At 68.2% G+C, this 15,697-nt stretch carries 16 protein-coding genes; all 16 read left to right on the top strand.

All coding sequences use genetic code 11. From position 1 onward, the window contains the following. Nucleotides 1-56: 56 nt before the first annotated feature. The 16 genes from rpoC to rplP all read left to right on the top strand — a co-directional run bounded on the left by rpoC (nucleotide 57) and on the right by rplP (nucleotide 15,667). The gene (rpoC, locus tag BCF33_RS11500) at nucleotides 57-4,277 is read left to right on the top strand and encodes a DNA-directed RNA polymerase subunit beta' (protein WP_106161059.1); all 4,221 of its coding nucleotides are present in this window, start codon (nucleotides 57-59) and stop codon (nucleotides 4,275-4,277) included. Nucleotides 4,278-4,476: 199 nt separating this feature from the next. After that, a complete protein-coding gene (locus BCF33_RS11505; protein WP_158259414.1) occupies nucleotides 4,477-5,259 on the top strand; it encodes a glycosyltransferase in 783 nt (260 codons plus the stop codon). 34 nt (nucleotides 5,260-5,293) lie between these two features. Further along, nucleotides 5,294-6,211: a DMT family transporter gene (locus tag BCF33_RS11510; RefSeq protein ID WP_106161061.1), complete on the top strand. Its 918-nt coding sequence runs from the start codon at nucleotides 5,294-5,296 to the stop codon at nucleotides 6,209-6,211. Nucleotides 6,212-6,478: 267 nt separating this feature from the next. Beyond that, nucleotides 6,479-6,850, top strand: coding sequence for a 30S ribosomal protein S12 (rpsL, locus tag BCF33_RS11515; protein WP_085855220.1), 372 nt, complete (start codon nucleotides 6,479-6,481; stop codon nucleotides 6,848-6,850). A 12-nt stretch (nucleotides 6,851-6,862) separates the two neighbouring features. After that, nucleotides 6,863-7,333, top strand: coding sequence for a 30S ribosomal protein S7 (rpsG, locus tag BCF33_RS11520; RefSeq protein WP_106161062.1), 471 nt, complete (start codon nucleotides 6,863-6,865; stop codon nucleotides 7,331-7,333). A gap of 21 nt (nucleotides 7,334-7,354) precedes the next feature. Beyond that, entirely contained in the window at nucleotides 7,355-9,478 is a 2,124-nt protein-coding gene (fusA, locus tag BCF33_RS11525; RefSeq protein ID WP_106161063.1) for an elongation factor G, read from the top strand. Nucleotides 9,479-9,557: 79 nt separating this feature from the next. Then, a complete protein-coding gene (gene tuf / locus BCF33_RS11530; protein ID WP_106161045.1) occupies nucleotides 9,558-10,733 on the top strand; it encodes an elongation factor Tu in 1,176 nt (391 codons plus the stop codon). A gap of 104 nt (nucleotides 10,734-10,837) precedes the next feature. After that, nucleotides 10,838-11,152, top strand: coding sequence for a 30S ribosomal protein S10 (gene rpsJ / locus BCF33_RS11535; protein WP_106161064.1), 315 nt, complete (start codon nucleotides 10,838-10,840; stop codon nucleotides 11,150-11,152). 14 nt (nucleotides 11,153-11,166) lie between these two features. Then, nucleotides 11,167-12,051 carry a 50S ribosomal protein L3 gene (gene rplC / locus BCF33_RS11540; protein WP_106161065.1) on the top strand — a complete coding sequence of 295 codons (885 nt, stop codon included), beginning with the start codon at nucleotides 11,167-11,169 and terminating at the stop codon, nucleotides 12,049-12,051. Then, entirely contained in the window at nucleotides 12,041-12,661 is a 621-nt protein-coding gene (gene rplD, locus BCF33_RS11545; protein WP_106161066.1) for a 50S ribosomal protein L4, read from the top strand. Before rplC ends, rplD begins: the two co-directional genes overlap by 11 nt. Then, a complete protein-coding gene (locus BCF33_RS11550; RefSeq protein WP_106161067.1) occupies nucleotides 12,658-12,954 on the top strand; it encodes a 50S ribosomal protein L23 in 297 nt (98 codons plus the stop codon). Before rplD ends, BCF33_RS11550 begins: the two co-directional genes overlap by 4 nt. An 80-nt stretch (nucleotides 12,955-13,034) precedes the next feature. Then, nucleotides 13,035-13,877, top strand: a complete 843-nt coding sequence (gene rplB / locus BCF33_RS11555) for a 50S ribosomal protein L2 (RefSeq protein ID WP_106161068.1) — start codon at nucleotides 13,035-13,037, stop codon at nucleotides 13,875-13,877. Between the two features lies 1 nt (nucleotide 13,878). Beyond that, on the top strand, nucleotides 13,879-14,157 hold the full coding sequence (gene rpsS / locus BCF33_RS11560; protein WP_106161069.1) for a 30S ribosomal protein S19: 279 nt from the start codon (nucleotides 13,879-13,881) through the stop codon (nucleotides 14,155-14,157). Continuing rightward, nucleotides 14,154-14,534, top strand: coding sequence for a 50S ribosomal protein L22 (gene rplV, locus BCF33_RS11565; protein ID WP_106161070.1), 381 nt, complete (start codon nucleotides 14,154-14,156; stop codon nucleotides 14,532-14,534). The genes rpsS and rplV overlap by 4 nt, the downstream gene beginning before the upstream one ends. After that, on the top strand, nucleotides 14,534-15,238 hold the full coding sequence (gene rpsC / locus BCF33_RS11570) for a 30S ribosomal protein S3 (protein ID WP_106161071.1): 705 nt from the start codon (nucleotides 14,534-14,536) through the stop codon (nucleotides 15,236-15,238). Before rplV ends, rpsC begins: the two co-directional genes overlap by 1 nt. Before the next feature lie 3 nt (nucleotides 15,239-15,241). Then, complete coding sequence (gene rplP / locus BCF33_RS11575; protein ID WP_106161072.1) at nucleotides 15,242-15,667, top strand: 50S ribosomal protein L16; 426 nt, start codon at nucleotides 15,242-15,244, stop codon at nucleotides 15,665-15,667. Nucleotides 15,668-15,697 lie beyond the last annotated feature (30 nt).

Raw genomic sequence — 15,697 nt, forward strand, 5'->3', positions numbered from 1 at the left:
GCGGGCCCGCCGGTCCGCCCCGTCCCTTCCCGCCGCCCATTTCACGAGGTGCTCAGATGAACCAGGAACTTACCACCAACCCGTTCAACCCGCTGGCCCCGCAGAAGATCTTCGACGAGATCAAGGTCAGCCTCGCCTCGCCCGAACGGATCCTCTCGTGGTCCTTCGGCGAGATCAAGAAGCCCGAGACGATCAACTACCGCACGTTCAAGCCCGAGCGTGACGGCCTGTTCTGCGCGCGCATCTTCGGTCCGATCAAGGACTACGAATGCCTGTGCGGCAAGTACAAGCGCATGAAGTACCGCGGCGTCGTCTGCGAGAAGTGCGGCGTCGAGGTGACGCTGCAGAAGGTCCGGCGCGAGCGGATGGGCCATATCGAGCTGGCCGCGCCCGTCGCGCACATCTGGTTTCTGAAGTCGCTCCCCTCCCGCATCGGCCTGATGCTGGACATGACGCTGCGCGACCTCGAGCGGATCCTCTACTTCGAGAACTACGTCGTCATCGAGCCCGGCCTGACCGAGCTGGAATACGGCGCCCTCCTCTCGGAGGAGGAGTATCTCGACGCGCAGGACACCTACGGCGCGGACGCCTTCACCGCCGGCATCGGCGCGGAGGCCATCCGCGAGATGCTGTCCCAGATCGACCTCGAGGCCGAGGCCACCCAGCTGCGCGAGGACCTCAAGGAGGCCACGGGCGAGCTGAAGCCCAAGAAGATCATCAAGCGGCTGAAGATCGTCGAGTCCTTCCTCGAGTCCGGCAACCGGCCCGAGTGGATGGTCCTGACGGTCGTGCCCGTGATCCCGCCCGAGCTGCGCCCGCTGGTGCCGCTGGACGGCGGCCGGTTCGCGACCTCCGACCTCAACGACCTCTATCGCCGGGTCATCAACCGCAACAACCGCCTCAAGCGGCTGATCGAGCTGCGCGCGCCCGACATCATCGTGCGCAACGAGAAGCGGATGCTGCAGGAATCCGTCGACGCCCTCTTCGACAACGGCCGCCGCGGCCGCGTCATCACGGGCGCCAACAAGCGGCCCCTGAAGTCGCTCAGCGACATGCTGAAGGGCAAGCAGGGCCGGTTCCGCCAGAACCTGCTGGGCAAGCGGGTGGACTTCTCGGGCCGCTCGGTCATCGTGACGGGGCCAGAGCTGAAGCTTCATCAGTGCGGGCTGCCGAAGAAGATGGCGCTCGAGCTGTTCAAGCCGTTCATCTACTCGCGGCTCGAGGCGAAGGGCTATTCCTCCACGGTCAAGCAGGCCAAGAAGCTGGTCGAGAAGGAGCGCCCGGAGGTCTGGGACATCCTCGACGAGGTGATCCGCGAGCATCCGGTCCTGCTGAACCGCGCGCCGACGCTGCACCGCCTGGGCATCCAGGCCTTCGAGCCCGTGCTGATCGAGGGCAAGGCGATCCAGCTGCACCCCTTGGTCTGCTCGGCCTTCAACGCGGACTTCGACGGCGACCAGATGGCCGTCCACGTGCCCCTGTCGCTGGAGGCGCAGCTCGAGGCGCGCGTCCTGATGATGTCGACGAACAACGTGCTGTCCCCGGCGAACGGCGCGCCGATCATCGTGCCCTCGCAGGACATGATCCTCGGCCTCTACTACGTGACGATCGCGCGCGACGGCATGAAGGGCGAGGGGTCGGTCTTCGGCTCGGTGGACGAGGTGCGGCACGCGCTGGACGCCGGCGAGGTGCACCTGCACACGAAGATCGCCGCGCGGATGATCCAAATCGACGAGGAGGGCAACGAGACCGCCAAGCGGTTCGACACCACGCCCGGCCGCGTCCTTCTGGGCGACCTGCTGCCGCTGAACGCGAAGGCCCCGTTCGACCTGGTGAACAAGCTCCTCCGCAAGAAGGAGGTGCAGAACGTCATCGACACCGTCTACCGCTACTGCGGCCAGAAGGAGTCCGTGATCTTCTGCGACCAGATCATGTCCATGGGCTTCAAGGAGGCCTTCAAGGCCGGCATCTCCTTCGGCAAGGACGACATGGTCGTGCCGGACGAGAAGTGGACCCTGGTCGACGAGACCCGCGATCAGGTGAAGGACTTCGAGCGCCAGTACATGGACGGCCTGATCACCCAGGGCGAGAAGTACAACAAGGTCGTCGACGCCTGGTCCAAGGCCAACGACCGCGTGACCGAAGCCATGATGGGCGCGATCTCGACCCCCCGGAAGGACGACGCGGGCGCCGAGGCCGAGCCGAACTCCGTCTACATGATGGCCCATTCGGGCGCGCGGGGCTCGGTCACGCAGATGAAGCAGCTCGGCGGGATGCGCGGCCTGATGGCCAAGCCGAACGGCGAGATCATCGAGACGCCGATCATCTCGAACTTCAAGGAAGGCCTCACCGTGCTGGAGTATTTTAACTCCACCCACGGCGCGCGGAAGGGCCTGTCCGACACCGCGCTGAAGACGGCGAACTCGGGCTACCTGACCCGGCGCCTCGTCGACGTGGCGCAGGACTGCATCGTGCGGATGAAGGATTGCGGCACCGATCGGGCGATCACGGCCACCGCGGCCGTGAACGACGGCGAGGTGGTCGCCCCGCTCTCCGAGAGGGTCCTCGGGCGGGTGACGGCGGACGACGTGACGGCGCCGGGCTCGGACGAGGTGATCGTCCGCGCGGGCGAGCTGATCGACGAGCGCCTCGCCGACCACATCGAGGAGGCGAACGTCCAGTCCATGCGCATCCGCTCGCCCCTGACCTGCGAGGCGGAGGAGGGCGTGTGCGCCATGTGCTACGGGCGCGACCTCGCCCGCGGCACCCTGGTCAACCAGGGCGAGGCGGTCGGCATCATCGCCGCCCAGTCCATCGGCGAGCCGGGCACCCAGCTGACCATGCGGACCTTCCACATCGGCGGCGTCGCGCAGGGTGGGCAGCAGTCCTTCCTCGAGGCCTCGCAGGACGGCACCGTGTCCTGGGAGAATGCGAACGTCATCAAGAACGAGGCGGGCGAGAGCATCGTCATCGGTCGCAACATGATCCTCAAGATCATGGGCGAGGACGGGGCCGAGCGTGCCAGCCACAAGATCGGCTACGGCACGAAGGTCTTCGCGCAGGACGGCGAGACGGTGGCGCGCGGGACGAAGCTCTTCGAGTGGGACCCCTACACGCTGCCCATCGTTGCCGAGGCGGACGGCCAGGCGAAGTTCGTCGACCTGATCTCGGGCATCTCGGTGCGCGACGAGACGGACGACGCGACCGGCATGACGCAGAAGATCGTCTCGGACTGGCGCTCGGCCCCGAAGGGGTCGGACCTCAAGCCCGAGATCATCCTTCTGGGCGAGGACGGCGAGGCGCTTCGCGGCGCCAACGAAAACCCGCTGACCTATCCCATGTCCGTCGACGCCGTCCTCTCGGTCGAGGACCGGCAGGACGTGAAGGCCGGCGACACCATCGCCCGCATCCCGCGCGAGGGGGCCCGGACCAAGGACATCACCGGCGGCCTGCCGCGGGTGGCCGAGCTCTTCGAGGCGCGGCGTCCGAAGGACCATGCCATCATCGCCGAGATCGACGGCCACGTGAAGTTCGGGCGCGACTTCAAGAACAAGCGCCGGATCGAGATCGTGCCGACCGAGGAGGGTGCCGAGACGGTCCAGTACATGGTCCCGAAGGGCAAGCACATCCCGGTGGCCGAGGGCGACTTCGTCAAGAAGGGCGACTACATCATGGACGGCAACCCCGCGCCGCACGACATCCTGTCGGTGATGGGTGTCGAGGCGCTGGCCGACTACATGATCGACGAGGTGCAGGACGTGTACCGCCTGCAGGGCGTGCGCATCAACGACAAGCACATAGAGGTCATCGTCCGCCAGATGCTCCAGAAGTGGGAGATCTCCGATTCGGGCGAGACCACGCTGCTGAAGGGCGAGCACGTCGACAAGGCCGAGTTCGACGCCGCGAACGAGAAGGCGATCAAGAAGGGGGGGCGTCCGGCGGAAGGCGGGCCGATCCTCCTCGGGATCACCAAGGCGTCGCTGCAGACCCGCTCCTTCATCTCGGCCGCTTCCTTCCAGGAGACGACGAGGGTGCTCACGGAGGCGAGCGTCCAGGGCAAGCGCGACAAGCTCGTCGGCCTGAAGGAGAACGTGATCGTCGGGCGCCTGATCCCGGCGGGCACGGGCGGGGCCACGCAGCAGGTCCGGCGGATCGCCACCGATCGCGACAACGTCGTGATCGAGGCCCGCAAGGCCGAGGCCGAGGCCGCCGCGGCCCTCGCGGCGCCCGAGGGGGACGAGGCGGTCTTCGCCGACGCCTCGCAAGATCACGACTGACGCGATCATCTCGCCGAAAGCCGGAAGGCCCCCGCCGCAAGGTCGGGGGCCTTTCCGTTTCTGCGGCCCCTTGCTAGCGGTGCGGCATGAAGAGGGAACGCCCTTCCCGCGCCGCCGGCGCATCGCGCGAAGGGCCTCCCCTGCGCGGGGCGGGGCGCGCGGCCCGGTCCTCCGCGGCCGCCGCAGGCACCTGACCCGGGTGCGCCCGCGCATCGTCGCCCTCGTACGGTTCAGCTACGTCGCCAGGGGCGGCTTTTCGAAGGGCGGGGGCGATCCGGCCACGCTCCTCTTCGACCGGGCGCGCCTCGAGAGGCGCTTCCGCCTGTTCGAGGCGCTCTGCCTGCCGTCGCTCCGCGCGCAGGCGGACGGCGCGTTCGAGACGATCGTGCTGACCGCCCGGAGCCTGCCGGCCTGGGCGCGCGATCGGCTCGAGCGGCTGGTCGACACGCTTCCGGGCGGGCGCGTCGTCGCGATGGACGTCCGGTTCCACTACGCCGCCGTCAGGGCGGCCTTCGCCTCGCTCGAGCCTCGGGGCGAGACGCACCGCGTCACCCTCCGCCTCGACGACGACGACGCGCTGGCCACGGACTGCGTGGCGCGCATGCGGGCCCTCGCCCCCCGCGCCGCGGCGGTCGAGCCGGACGCGCCGGTCTCGATCAGCTTCAACAGGGGCTACTACGCCCATCTCGGCGAGGGGCGGGTCTACGAGGTGGTCGAGCGCCTGCCCCTGGGGATCGGGATGGGACTGGTGGCCCCGGCCGGCCATCCGGACAACGCCTTCGCGCGAAACCATCGCTTCATGCCGCAGTTCTTCAACCACTGGTCCGAGGCGGGCACGCCGATGTGGATCCGGACGATCCACGGCGACAACGACGCCGAACCCACCTTGCACGGCCGCCGCGACACCGCCGGCAGGGACGGGATCGAGGCCGCGATGGCGGCGCGTTTCCATCTGACCCTGCGCGATCTGGAGGCGCTCTAGCGCCGCATGGCGCGCGGCCCTAGGAAGGGCCCGGATGGCCTCGCCCTCTCCCAACCTGCGCGGCGCCGCGCTGATGAGCGCGTCGATGGCCGCCTTCACCCTGAACGACGCGTTCATGAAGGGCCTCGCGGGCGAGGTGCCGCTCTTCCAGGCGATCCTGATCCGGGGCGTCGCGGTCTGCGCCGTCCTCGTTCCCGTCGCTTGGTGGCGGGGCGCGCTTCGGCTGCCGGGGGGTGGGGACGCCCTCTTCGTCCTCCTTCGGACGGCGGCCGAGATCGGGGCCGCCTTCCTCTTCATCTCGGCGCTCTTCCGGATGCCCCTGGCGAACGCGACGGCGATCCTGCAGGCGCTGCCGCTGACGATCACGCTGGCCGGGGCGCTCTTCCTAGGGGAGCGGGTCGGCTGGCGGCGCTGGACGGCGATCGGGGTCGGCTTCCTCGGGGTCCTCGTCATGATCCGTCCGGGGACGGAAGGGTTCGACCGCTGGTCGCTCTACGCGCTCGGCGCCGTCGCCTGCGTCACCCTGCGCGACGTCGCGACCCGGCGGATCGGCGCGGGCGTGCCCAGCCTGACGGTCGCCACGGCCGCCGCCGTCGGGGTGACGGCCTGGGCGGGGATCATGACGCTGGCGGGGCGGGACTGGTCGCCGGTGGGCGGGCCGGCGGCGTGGCAGCTCGCCGGGGCGGTGGCGGCGATCATGGCGGCCTACCTCCTCTCGGTGGCGACGATGCGGGCGGGCGACGTCTCGTTCGTCGCGCCCTTCCGCTACACCGGCCTCGTCTGGGCGCTTCTCCTCGGCCTCCTCCTCTTCGGCGAATGGCCGGACGGCCGGACCCTCCTCGGCGCGGGGATCGTGGTCGCCTCGGGCCTCTACACCCTCGTGCGCGAGGCGCGGACGGGGCGGCGCATGCCCCGCGCGGGCCCCGATCTGCGGGGGCTCCGGCCCCGCTAGGGGTCTGTTGACAGCCCCGAGTCGCCCCCCTATATCGCGCCCACTTCGCCTCGGGGGCCACTCGGGTCTGCGGGCGGGCATCACATTACGAGACGGTCAAGACGCGGGCCATCATGCGCCCCCGTCCTCTGGAGAACCCGCCGCGCGACCCATTCGGGAAGCGCCGGCGTGCTTTGCGTGTCGCGGACGCGCGCTGCAAGGCTGACGAGAAACATGGAAACGGGGCGGCCGCCCCATCGCTAGCGAAACACGGGGACCAAAGCCCACATGCCCACGATCCAGCAACTGATCCGGAAGCCCCGGCAGCCGAAGGTGAAGCGCTCCAAGTCGCTCCACCTCGAGCAGTGCCCGCAGAAGCGCGGCGTCTGCACCCGGGTGTACACCACGACGCCGAAGAAGCCGAACTCGGCCATGCGGAAGGTCGCGAAGGTGCGCCTGACGAACGGCTACGAGGTGATCTCCTACATCCCGGGCGAGAGCCACAACCTGCAGGAGCACAGCGTCGTGCTGATCCGCGGGGGCCGGGTGAAGGACCTTCCGGGCGTTCGCTACCACATCCTGCGCGGCGTCCTCGACACCCAGGGCGTCAAGGACCGCAAGCAGCGCCGCTCGAAGTACGGCGCGAAGCGTCCGAAGTAAGAGGTATACGAGATGTCCCGCCGCCATGCCGCCGAGAAGCGCGAAGTCCTCCCTGACGCCAAGTACGGCGACAAGGTGCTGACGAAGTTCATGAACAACCTGATGGTCGACGGCAAGAAGTCCGTCGCCGAGAAGATCGTCTACAACGCGATGGACCGCGTCGAGGACAAGCTGAAGCGCTCGCCCGTCGAGGTGTTCACCGAGGCGCTCGACGCGATCAAGCCCTCGGTCGAGGTCCGCTCCCGCCGGGTCGGCGGCGCGACCTACCAGGTCCCCGTCGAGGTCCGCCCCGAGCGCCGCGAGGCGCTGGCGATCCGCTGGCTGATCAACGCCAGCCGCGCCCGCAACGAGAACACCATGGAAGAGCGCCTCGCCGGCGAGCTGGTCGATGCCGTGAACGGCCGCGGCTCGGCCGTGAAGAAGCGCGAGGACACGCACAAGATGGCCGACGCCAACAAGGCGTTCAGCCACTACCGCTGGTAACATACGGAAAGGAGCCGGCAGATGGCCCGCGACTACCCGCTGGAACGATACCGCAACTTCGGCATCATGGCCCACATCGACGCCGGCAAGACCACCACGTCCGAGCGCATCCTGTTCTACACCGGCAAGTCCCACAACATCGGCGAGGTGCATGACGGCGCCGCGACGATGGACTGGATGGAGCAGGAGCAGGAGCGCGGGATCACCATCACGTCCGCCGCGACCACGACCTTCTGGCAGCGCCAGGAGGAGCCGTCGAGCGAGGGGACGTCGGACACCAAGTTCCGCTTCAACATCATCGACACGCCCGGCCACGTCGACTTCACCATCGAGGTCGAGCGTTCGCTCGCCGTGCTCGACGGCGCGGTGTGCGTGCTCGACGCCAACGCCGGCGTCGAGCCCCAGACCGAGACCGTCTGGCGCCAGGCGGACCGCTACAAGGTCCCGCGCATCGTGTTCGTCAACAAGATGGACAAGATCGGCGCGGACTACTTCAACTGCGTCCGCATGATCGAGGACCGGACCGGCGCGCGCGCCGTGCCCGTGGCCTTCCCGATCGGTGCGGAGAACGACCTCGAGGGCCTCGTCGACCTCGTCCTCATGAAGGAGTGGGTCTGGAAGGGCGAGGATCTCGGCGCGTCCTGGGTGCTGCAGGACATCCGTCCCGAGCTGAAGGATCAGGCCGACGAGTGGCGCGGCAAGATGATCGAGGCCGCCGTCGAGATGGACGACGACGCCATGGAGTCCTACCTCGAAGGCGAGGAGCCGGACATCGACACGGTCCGCGCGCTGCTGCGCAAGGGCACGCTGTCGCTTTCCTTCGTGCCGGTGCTCGGCGGCTCGGCGTTCAAGAACAAGGGCGTCCAGCCCCTCCTGAACGCGGTCATCGACTACCTGCCGAGCCCGCTCGACGTGGTCGACTACATGGGCTTCCGCCCCGACGACGAGACCGAGGAGCGCAACATCGCCCGCCGGGCGGACGATGACATGCCGTTCTCGGCCTTGGCGTTCAAGATCATGAACGACCCGTTCGTGGGCAGCCTGACCTTCACGCGCATCTACTCGGGCACCCTGTCGAAGGGCGACACCCTCCTGAACACCACGAAGGGCAGGAAGGAGCGGGTCGGGCGCATGATGATGATGCACTCGAACAACCGCGAGGAGATCACGGAGGCCTTCGCGGGCGACATCATCGCGCTCGCCGGGCTGAAGGACACGACGACCGGCGACACCCTGTCGGCGCAGAACGACCCCGTCGTGCTCGAGACGATGACCTTCCCCGATCCGGTCATCGAGATCGCGGTCGAGCCCAAGACCAAGGCCGACCAGGAGAAGATGTCCGCCGGCCTCCAGCGCCTCGCGGCCGAGGACCCGTCCTTCCGCGTCGAGACCGACATCGAGTCGGGCCAGACGATCATGAAGGGCATGGGCGAGCTGCACCTCGACATCCTGGTCGACCGCCTCAAGAGGGAGTTCAAGGTCGAGGCCAACATCGGCGCGCCGCAGGTGGCCTACCGCGAGACCATCGGTCACGAGGTCGAGCATACCTACACGCACAAGAAGCAGTCGGGCGGCTCGGGCCAGTTCGCCGAGGTGAAGCTGATCATCTCGCCGACCGAGCCGGGTGAGGGCTACTCGTTCGAGAGCCGCATCGTCGGCGGCGCGGTACCGAAGGAGTACATCCCGGGGGTCGAGAAGGGCATCCAGTCGGTGATGGACTCCGGCCCGCTCGCCGGGTTCCCGGTGATCGACTTCAAGGTCGCGCTCGTGGACGGCAAGTTCCACGACGTCGACTCCTCGGTCCTCGCCTTCGAGATCGCGGCGCGGATGTGCATGCGCGAGGGGATGCGCAAGGCCGGCGCCAAGCTCCTCGAGCCGATCATGAAGGTCGAGGTGATCACCCCCGAAGAGTACACGGGCGGCATCATCGGCGACCTGACCTCGCGCCGTGGCCAGGTCACCGGGCAGGAGCCGCGCGGCAACGCGATCGCGATCGACGCCTTCGTGCCGCTGGCCAACATGTTCGGCTACATCAACAACCTGCGCTCGATGTCCTCGGGCCGCGCGCAGTTCACGATGCAGTTCGACCACTACGACCCGGTCCCGCAGAACATCTCGGAAGAGATCCAGGCTAAGTACGCCTGATCCGACGGGGCGACCTCGGTCGCCCCCGACCCAACATTGCGGGGCATCGAGCCCCGCCCCGCTACTGAAGGAGGGCCTCATGGCCAAGGAAAAGTTCGAGCGTAACAAGCCGCATGTGAACATCGGGACGATTGGTCACGTGGATCATGGCAAGACGACGTTGACGGCTGCGATCACGAAGTACTTCGGCGACTTCCGGGCGTATGACCAGATTGACGGGGCGCCGGAGGAGAAGGCGCGGGGGATCACGATCTCGACGGCTCACGTGGAGTACGAGACGGATGCGCGGCACTACGCGCACGTGGACTGCCCCGGCCACGCCGACTACGTGAAGAACATGATCACGGGGGCTGCGCAGATGGACGGCGCGATCCTTGTGGTGAACGCGGCGGACGGCCCGATGCCGCAGACGCGCGAGCACATCCTCCTGGCGCGGCAGGTGGGCGTTCCGGCCTTGGTGGTGTTCCTGAACAAGGTGGACCAGGTCGACGACGAGGAGCTTCTGGAGCTGGTCGAGATGGAGGTCCGCGAGCTTCTGTCCTCCTACGAGTTCCCGGGCGACGACATCCCGATCGTGGCGGGCTCGGCGCTGGCGGCGATGGAGGGCACGAGCCCCGAGATCGGCGAGGAGAAGATCCGCGAGCTGATGGCGGCGGTGGACGAGTGGATCCCGACGCCCGAGCGCGCGGTGGACCAGCCGTTCCTGATGCCGATCGAGGACGTGTTCTCGATCTCGGGCCGGGGCACGGTGGTGACGGGCCGGGTGGAGCGCGGCGTGATCAACGTGGGCGACGAGATCGAGATCGTGGGCATCCGCGACACGAAGAAGACGACCTGCACGGGCGTGGAGATGTTCCGCAAGCTTCTCGACCGGGGCGAGGCGGGCGACAACATCGGGGCGCTTCTTCGGGGCGTGGACCGCGAGGGGGTGGAGCGGGGCCAGGTGCTGTGCAAGCCCGGCAGCGTGAAGCCGCACACGAAGTTCGAGGCCGAGGCCTACATCCTGACCAAGGAGGAGGGCGGGCGCCACACGCCGTTCTTCGCGAACTACCGGCCGCAGTTCTACTTCCGGACGACGGACGTGACGGGCACGGTGGAGCTGGCCGAGGGCACCGAGATGGTGATGCCGGGCGACAACGTGTCGTTCAAGGTCGAGCTGATCGCCCCCATCGCGATGGAGGACGGCCTGCGCTTCGCCATCCGCGAGGGCGGCCGCACCGTCGGCGCCGGCGTGGTCTCCAAGATCATCGAATGACGTGAACCCGGCGGGGGGCCGAAAGGCGCCCCGCCACCCGAACAAGAACAACGGATCGACGTGGGGCGGGATCGCTCCGCTCCACCTCTCGGAAGGATGAGACGATGGCGCTTCAGAGCCAGAACATCCGGATCCGCCTCAAGGCGTTCGACTACCGCGTGCTGGACGCCAGCACGCAGGAGATCGTGAACACCGCGAAGCGGACCGGCGCGCAGGTCAGGGGCCCGATCCCGCTGCCGAACAAGATCGAGAAGTTCACCGTCCTGCGTGGCCCGCACGTGGACAAGAAATCCCGCGACCAGTTCGAGATCCGCACGCACAAGCGGCTTCTCGACATCGTGGACCCGACCCCGCAGACCGTGGACGCGCTGATGAAGCTCGACCTCGCGGCCGGCGTGGACGTCGAGATCAAGGTCTGAGGGGGGCAGTCGCAATGCTTCGTTCGGGAGTCATCGCGAAGAAGGTGGGCATGACCCGCGTCTTCCAGGAGGACGGCCGCCAGGTGCCCGTCACCGTGCTTCAGCTTGACGGGCTCCAGGTCCTTGGGCAGCGCACGGCCGATCGGCACGGCTACTCGGCCGTCCAGCTCGGCGCGGGCAGCGCCAAGGCCAAGCGCACGTCGAAAGCGATGCGCGGGGTTTTCGCCGCCGCCAAGGTCGAGCCCAAGCGCAAGATCGCCGAGTTCCGCGTCGCGCCGGAGAACCTCATCGAGGTCGGCGAGGAGATCACCGCCGACCACTACTTCGCCGGCCAGTTCGTCGACGTCAGCGGCACGTCGATCGGCAAGGGCTTCGCCGGCGCCATGAAGCGGCACAACTTCGGGGGCCTCCGGGCCTCGCACGGGGTGTCGATCTCGCACCGCTCGCACGGATCGACCGGCCAGTGCCAGGACCCCGGCAAGGTGTTCAAAGGCAAGAAGATGGCCGGCCACATGGGCGCCGCCCGCGTGACCACGCAGAACCTGCAGGTCGTGCAGACGGACGCCGACCGCGGCCTGATCATGGTCAAGGGCGCGGTGCCGGGCCACAAGGGCGGATGGGTCACGATCAAGGACGCTGTGAAGAAGCCGACGCCCGAGAACGTAATCTACCCCGCCGCGCTGAAGTCCGCCGCCGAGGAGGCCAAGCGCCTCGCCGAGGAAGCGGCCGCCCAGGCCGAGGAGGAGGCGCGCGCCGCCGAGGAGGCCCGTCTCGCGGAGGAGGCCGCGCAGCAGGAGGCCGCGCTGGCCGAGGCCGAGGCGCAGATCGCGGAGGAATCCGCGGGCGACGACGCGCCCAACGACGACCTCAAGCCGGAGGACAAGACCGATGAGAGCTGATGTCATCACCCTCGACGGCGGCGAGGCCGGCTCGGTCGAGCTCTCCGACGAGGTGTTCGGCCACGAGCCGCGCGCCGACGTCCTGCACCGCGTGGTGCGCTGGCAGCGCAACAAGGCGCAGCAGGGCACCCACAAGGTCAAGACCCGCTCCGAGACGTCCTACTCGACGAAGAAAATCTATCGTCAGAAGGGCACGGGCGGCGCGCGTCACGGCGACCGCAACGCGCCGATCTTCCGCAAGGGCGGCATCTACAAGGGGCCGACCCCGCGTTCGCACGCGCACGACCTGCCGAAGAAGTTCCGCAAGCTCGGGCTGATGCACGCGCTGTCGGACAAGGCGCGGTCGGGCGACTTGGTGGTGGTCGAGGACCTGAACCTCGCGGAGGCCAAGACCGCCGTGCTGGCGAAGGCCCTGAAGGGCCTCGGCTGGAAGCGCACGCTCGTCATCGACGCGGAGCGCGCGCCCGAGGGCTTCGCCCGCGCCGCGGCGAACATCGCGGACGTGGACGTGCTGCCCTCCATCGGCGCGAACGTCTACGACATCCTGAAGCGCGACACGCTCGTCATCACGAAGGCGGGGGTCGAGGCGCTGGAAGCGAGGCTGAAATGACCGCCACCCCCGATCAGTACGACGTCATCCGGCGTCCCGTGATCACCGAGAAGGCCACCATGGCGTCCGAGAGCGGCGCCGTGGTCTTCGAGGTCGCGATGGACAGCACCAAGCCGCAGATCAAGGCGGCCGTCGAGGAGCTGTTCGGCGTCAAGGTGAAGGCGGTGAACACCGCCGTCGCCAAGGGCAAGACCAAGCGCTTCCGGGGTCGCCCCGGCAAGCGGGCCGACGTGAAGAAGGCTTACGTCACGCTCGAGGACGGCAGCGCCATCGACGTCACCACCGGGCTCTGATAGGCGCCCGCGAATCCACACGGCCGGCCCCTTCGGGGGCCGGCTTCGTTCAACCCTGAAGCCAACGGAAGACAGCAAGCATGGCACTCAAGTCGTACAAGCCGACGACGCCGGGCCAGCGCGGGCTGGTGCTGATCGACCGTTCGGAGCTGTACAAGGGCCGTCCGGTCAAGTCCCTCACCGAGGGACTGACCAAGAAGGCGGGCCGGAACAACACCGGACGGATCACGATGCGCCGCCGCGGCGGGGGGGCCAAGCGCCTCTACCGGATCGTCGATTTCAAGCGCACCAAGCGCGACGTCGAGGCGACCGTCACGCGGATCGAGTACGATCCCAACCGGACCGCCTTCATCGCGCTCGTCCAGTACCACGACGGCGAGCAGGGCTACATCCTGGCCCCCCAGCGCCTGCAGGTCGGCGACAAGATCGTCGCGGGCGAGCGGGTCGACGTGAAGCCCGGCAACGCGATGCCGTTCCAGGGCATGCCCATCGGCACGATCGTCCACAACATCGAGCTCAAGCCCGGCAAGGGCGGCCAGATCGCGCGGGCCGCCGGCACCTACGCCCAGTTCGTGGGCCGCGACGGCGGCTACGCGCAGATCCGCCTCTCCTCGGGCGAGCTCCGGCTCGTGCGGCAGGAGTGCATGGCGACCGTGGGCGCGGTGTCGAACCCCGACAACTCGAACCAGAACTTCGGCAAGGCCGGCCGGTCGCGGCACATGGGCAAGCGGCCCAGCGTCCGCGGCGTGGTGATGAACCCGGTCGACCACCCCCATGGCGGCGGCGAGGGCCGCACATCGGGCGGCCGCCACCCGGTCAGCCCCTGGGGCAAGCCGACGAAGGGTGCGCGCACCCGGAACAAGAACAAGGCGTCGCAGAAGCTGATCATCCGCTCGCGCCACGCCCGCAAGAAGGGCCGCTGATATGAGCCGATCCGTCTGGAAAGGCCCCTTCGTGGACAGCTACGTCCTGAAGAAGGCCGAGAAGACCCGCGAGTCGGGCCGCAACGAGGTCATCAAGATCTGGTCGCGTCGCTCGACCATCCTGCCCCAGTTCGTGGGCCTCACCTTCGGCGTCCACAACGGCCGCAAGCACATCCCGGTCAACGTGACCGAGGACATGATCGGCCAGAAGTTCGGCGAGTACTCGCCCACGCGGACCTATTACGGCCACGCCGCCGACAAGAAGGCGAAGCGCAGATGAGCAAGGAAAAGAACCCTCGCCGCGTCGCTGACAACGAAGCGATGGCGAAGCTGCGGATGCTGCGAACCAGCCCGCAGAAGCTGAACCTGGTGGCGGCGCTGATCCGTGGCAAGAAGGTCGACAAGGCCCTCTCGGACCTGACCTTCTCGAAGAAGCGGATCGCGGACGACGTGAAGAAGTGCCTTCAGTCGGCCATCGCCAACGCCGAGAACAACCACAACCTGGACGTCGACGAGCTGATCGTCGCGGAAGCCTGGGTGGGCAAGAACCTGACCATGAAGCGCGGGCGTCCCCGCGCCCGCGGCCGGTTCGGGCGCATCACCAAGCCGTTCGCCGAATTGACGATCAAGGTCCGCCAGGTCGAGGAGCAAGCGTAATGGGCCACAAGGTCAACCCGATCGGCATGCGCCTCCAGGTGAACCGCACCTGGGATTCGCGCTGGTACGCCGACACGAAGGACTACGGCGACCTCCTGCTCGAGGACGTCGCGATCCGGGACTTCATCCACCGCGAGGCCAAGCAGGCCGGCATCTCGAAGGTCATCATCGAGCGCCCGCACAAGAAGTGCCGGGTGACGGTCCATGCCGCACGCCCGGGCGTGATCATCGGCAAGAAGGGCGCGGACATCGAGACGCTGCGCCGCAAGCTCAGCCAGATGACCGACAGCGAGCTGCACCTCAACATCGTCGAGGTCCGCAAGCCCGAGCTCGACGCCCGCCTCGTGGCCGAGAGCATCGCCCAGCAGCTCGAGCGGCGGGTCTCGTTCCGCCGCGCGATGAAGCGCGCGGTGCAGAACGCGATGCGGATGGGCGCCCTCGGGATCCGCGTGAACCTCGCCGGCCGTCTCGGCGGCGCCGAGATCGCCCGGACCGAGTGGTACCGCGAGGGGCGCGTGCCGCTGCACACGCTGCGGGCCGACATCGACTACGCCGGCATCGACGCGCAGACGCCTTACGGGATCATCGGCATCAAGGTCTGGATCTTCAAAGGCGAGATTATGGAGCACGACCCCCAGGCGCACGACCGCCGCCGGGAGGAGCTCCAGCAGGGGCCGGTGCCGCGCGGCCCGCGGAGGAACTAGACCATGCTTCAGCCGAAACGCACCAAGTTCCGTAAGCAGCACAAGGGCCGCATCCGGGGCGAGGCCAAGGGCGGCGAGACGCTGACCTTCGGCACCTACGGCCTGAAGGCGGCCGAGCCCGAGCGGGTGACCGCCCGCCAGATCGAGGCCGCGCGCCGCGCCATGACGCGTCACATGAAGCGTCAGGGCCGAGTGTGGATCCGCATCTTCCCCGACACGCCCGTCACCTCGAAGCCCGTCGAGGTCCGCATGGGCAAGGGCAAGGGCTCGGTCGATTTCTGGGCCTGCAAGGTCAAGCCCGGCCGGATCATGTTCGAGATCGACGGCGTCTCCGACGGCGTCGCGCGCGAGGCGCTGCGCCTCGCCGCCATGAAACTGCCGGTGAAAACCCGCACCGTCCAGCGCGAGGACTGGCACCAGACGGCGTAGGCCGTCATTCCGAAAGCGGGTAAGGGGCGT

Origin of the sequence: Hasllibacter halocynthiae (genome assembly GCF_003003095.1) — a bacterium.
In the GTDB taxonomy this organism is placed as follows: domain Bacteria; phylum Pseudomonadota; class Alphaproteobacteria; order Rhodobacterales; family Rhodobacteraceae; genus Hasllibacter; species Hasllibacter halocynthiae.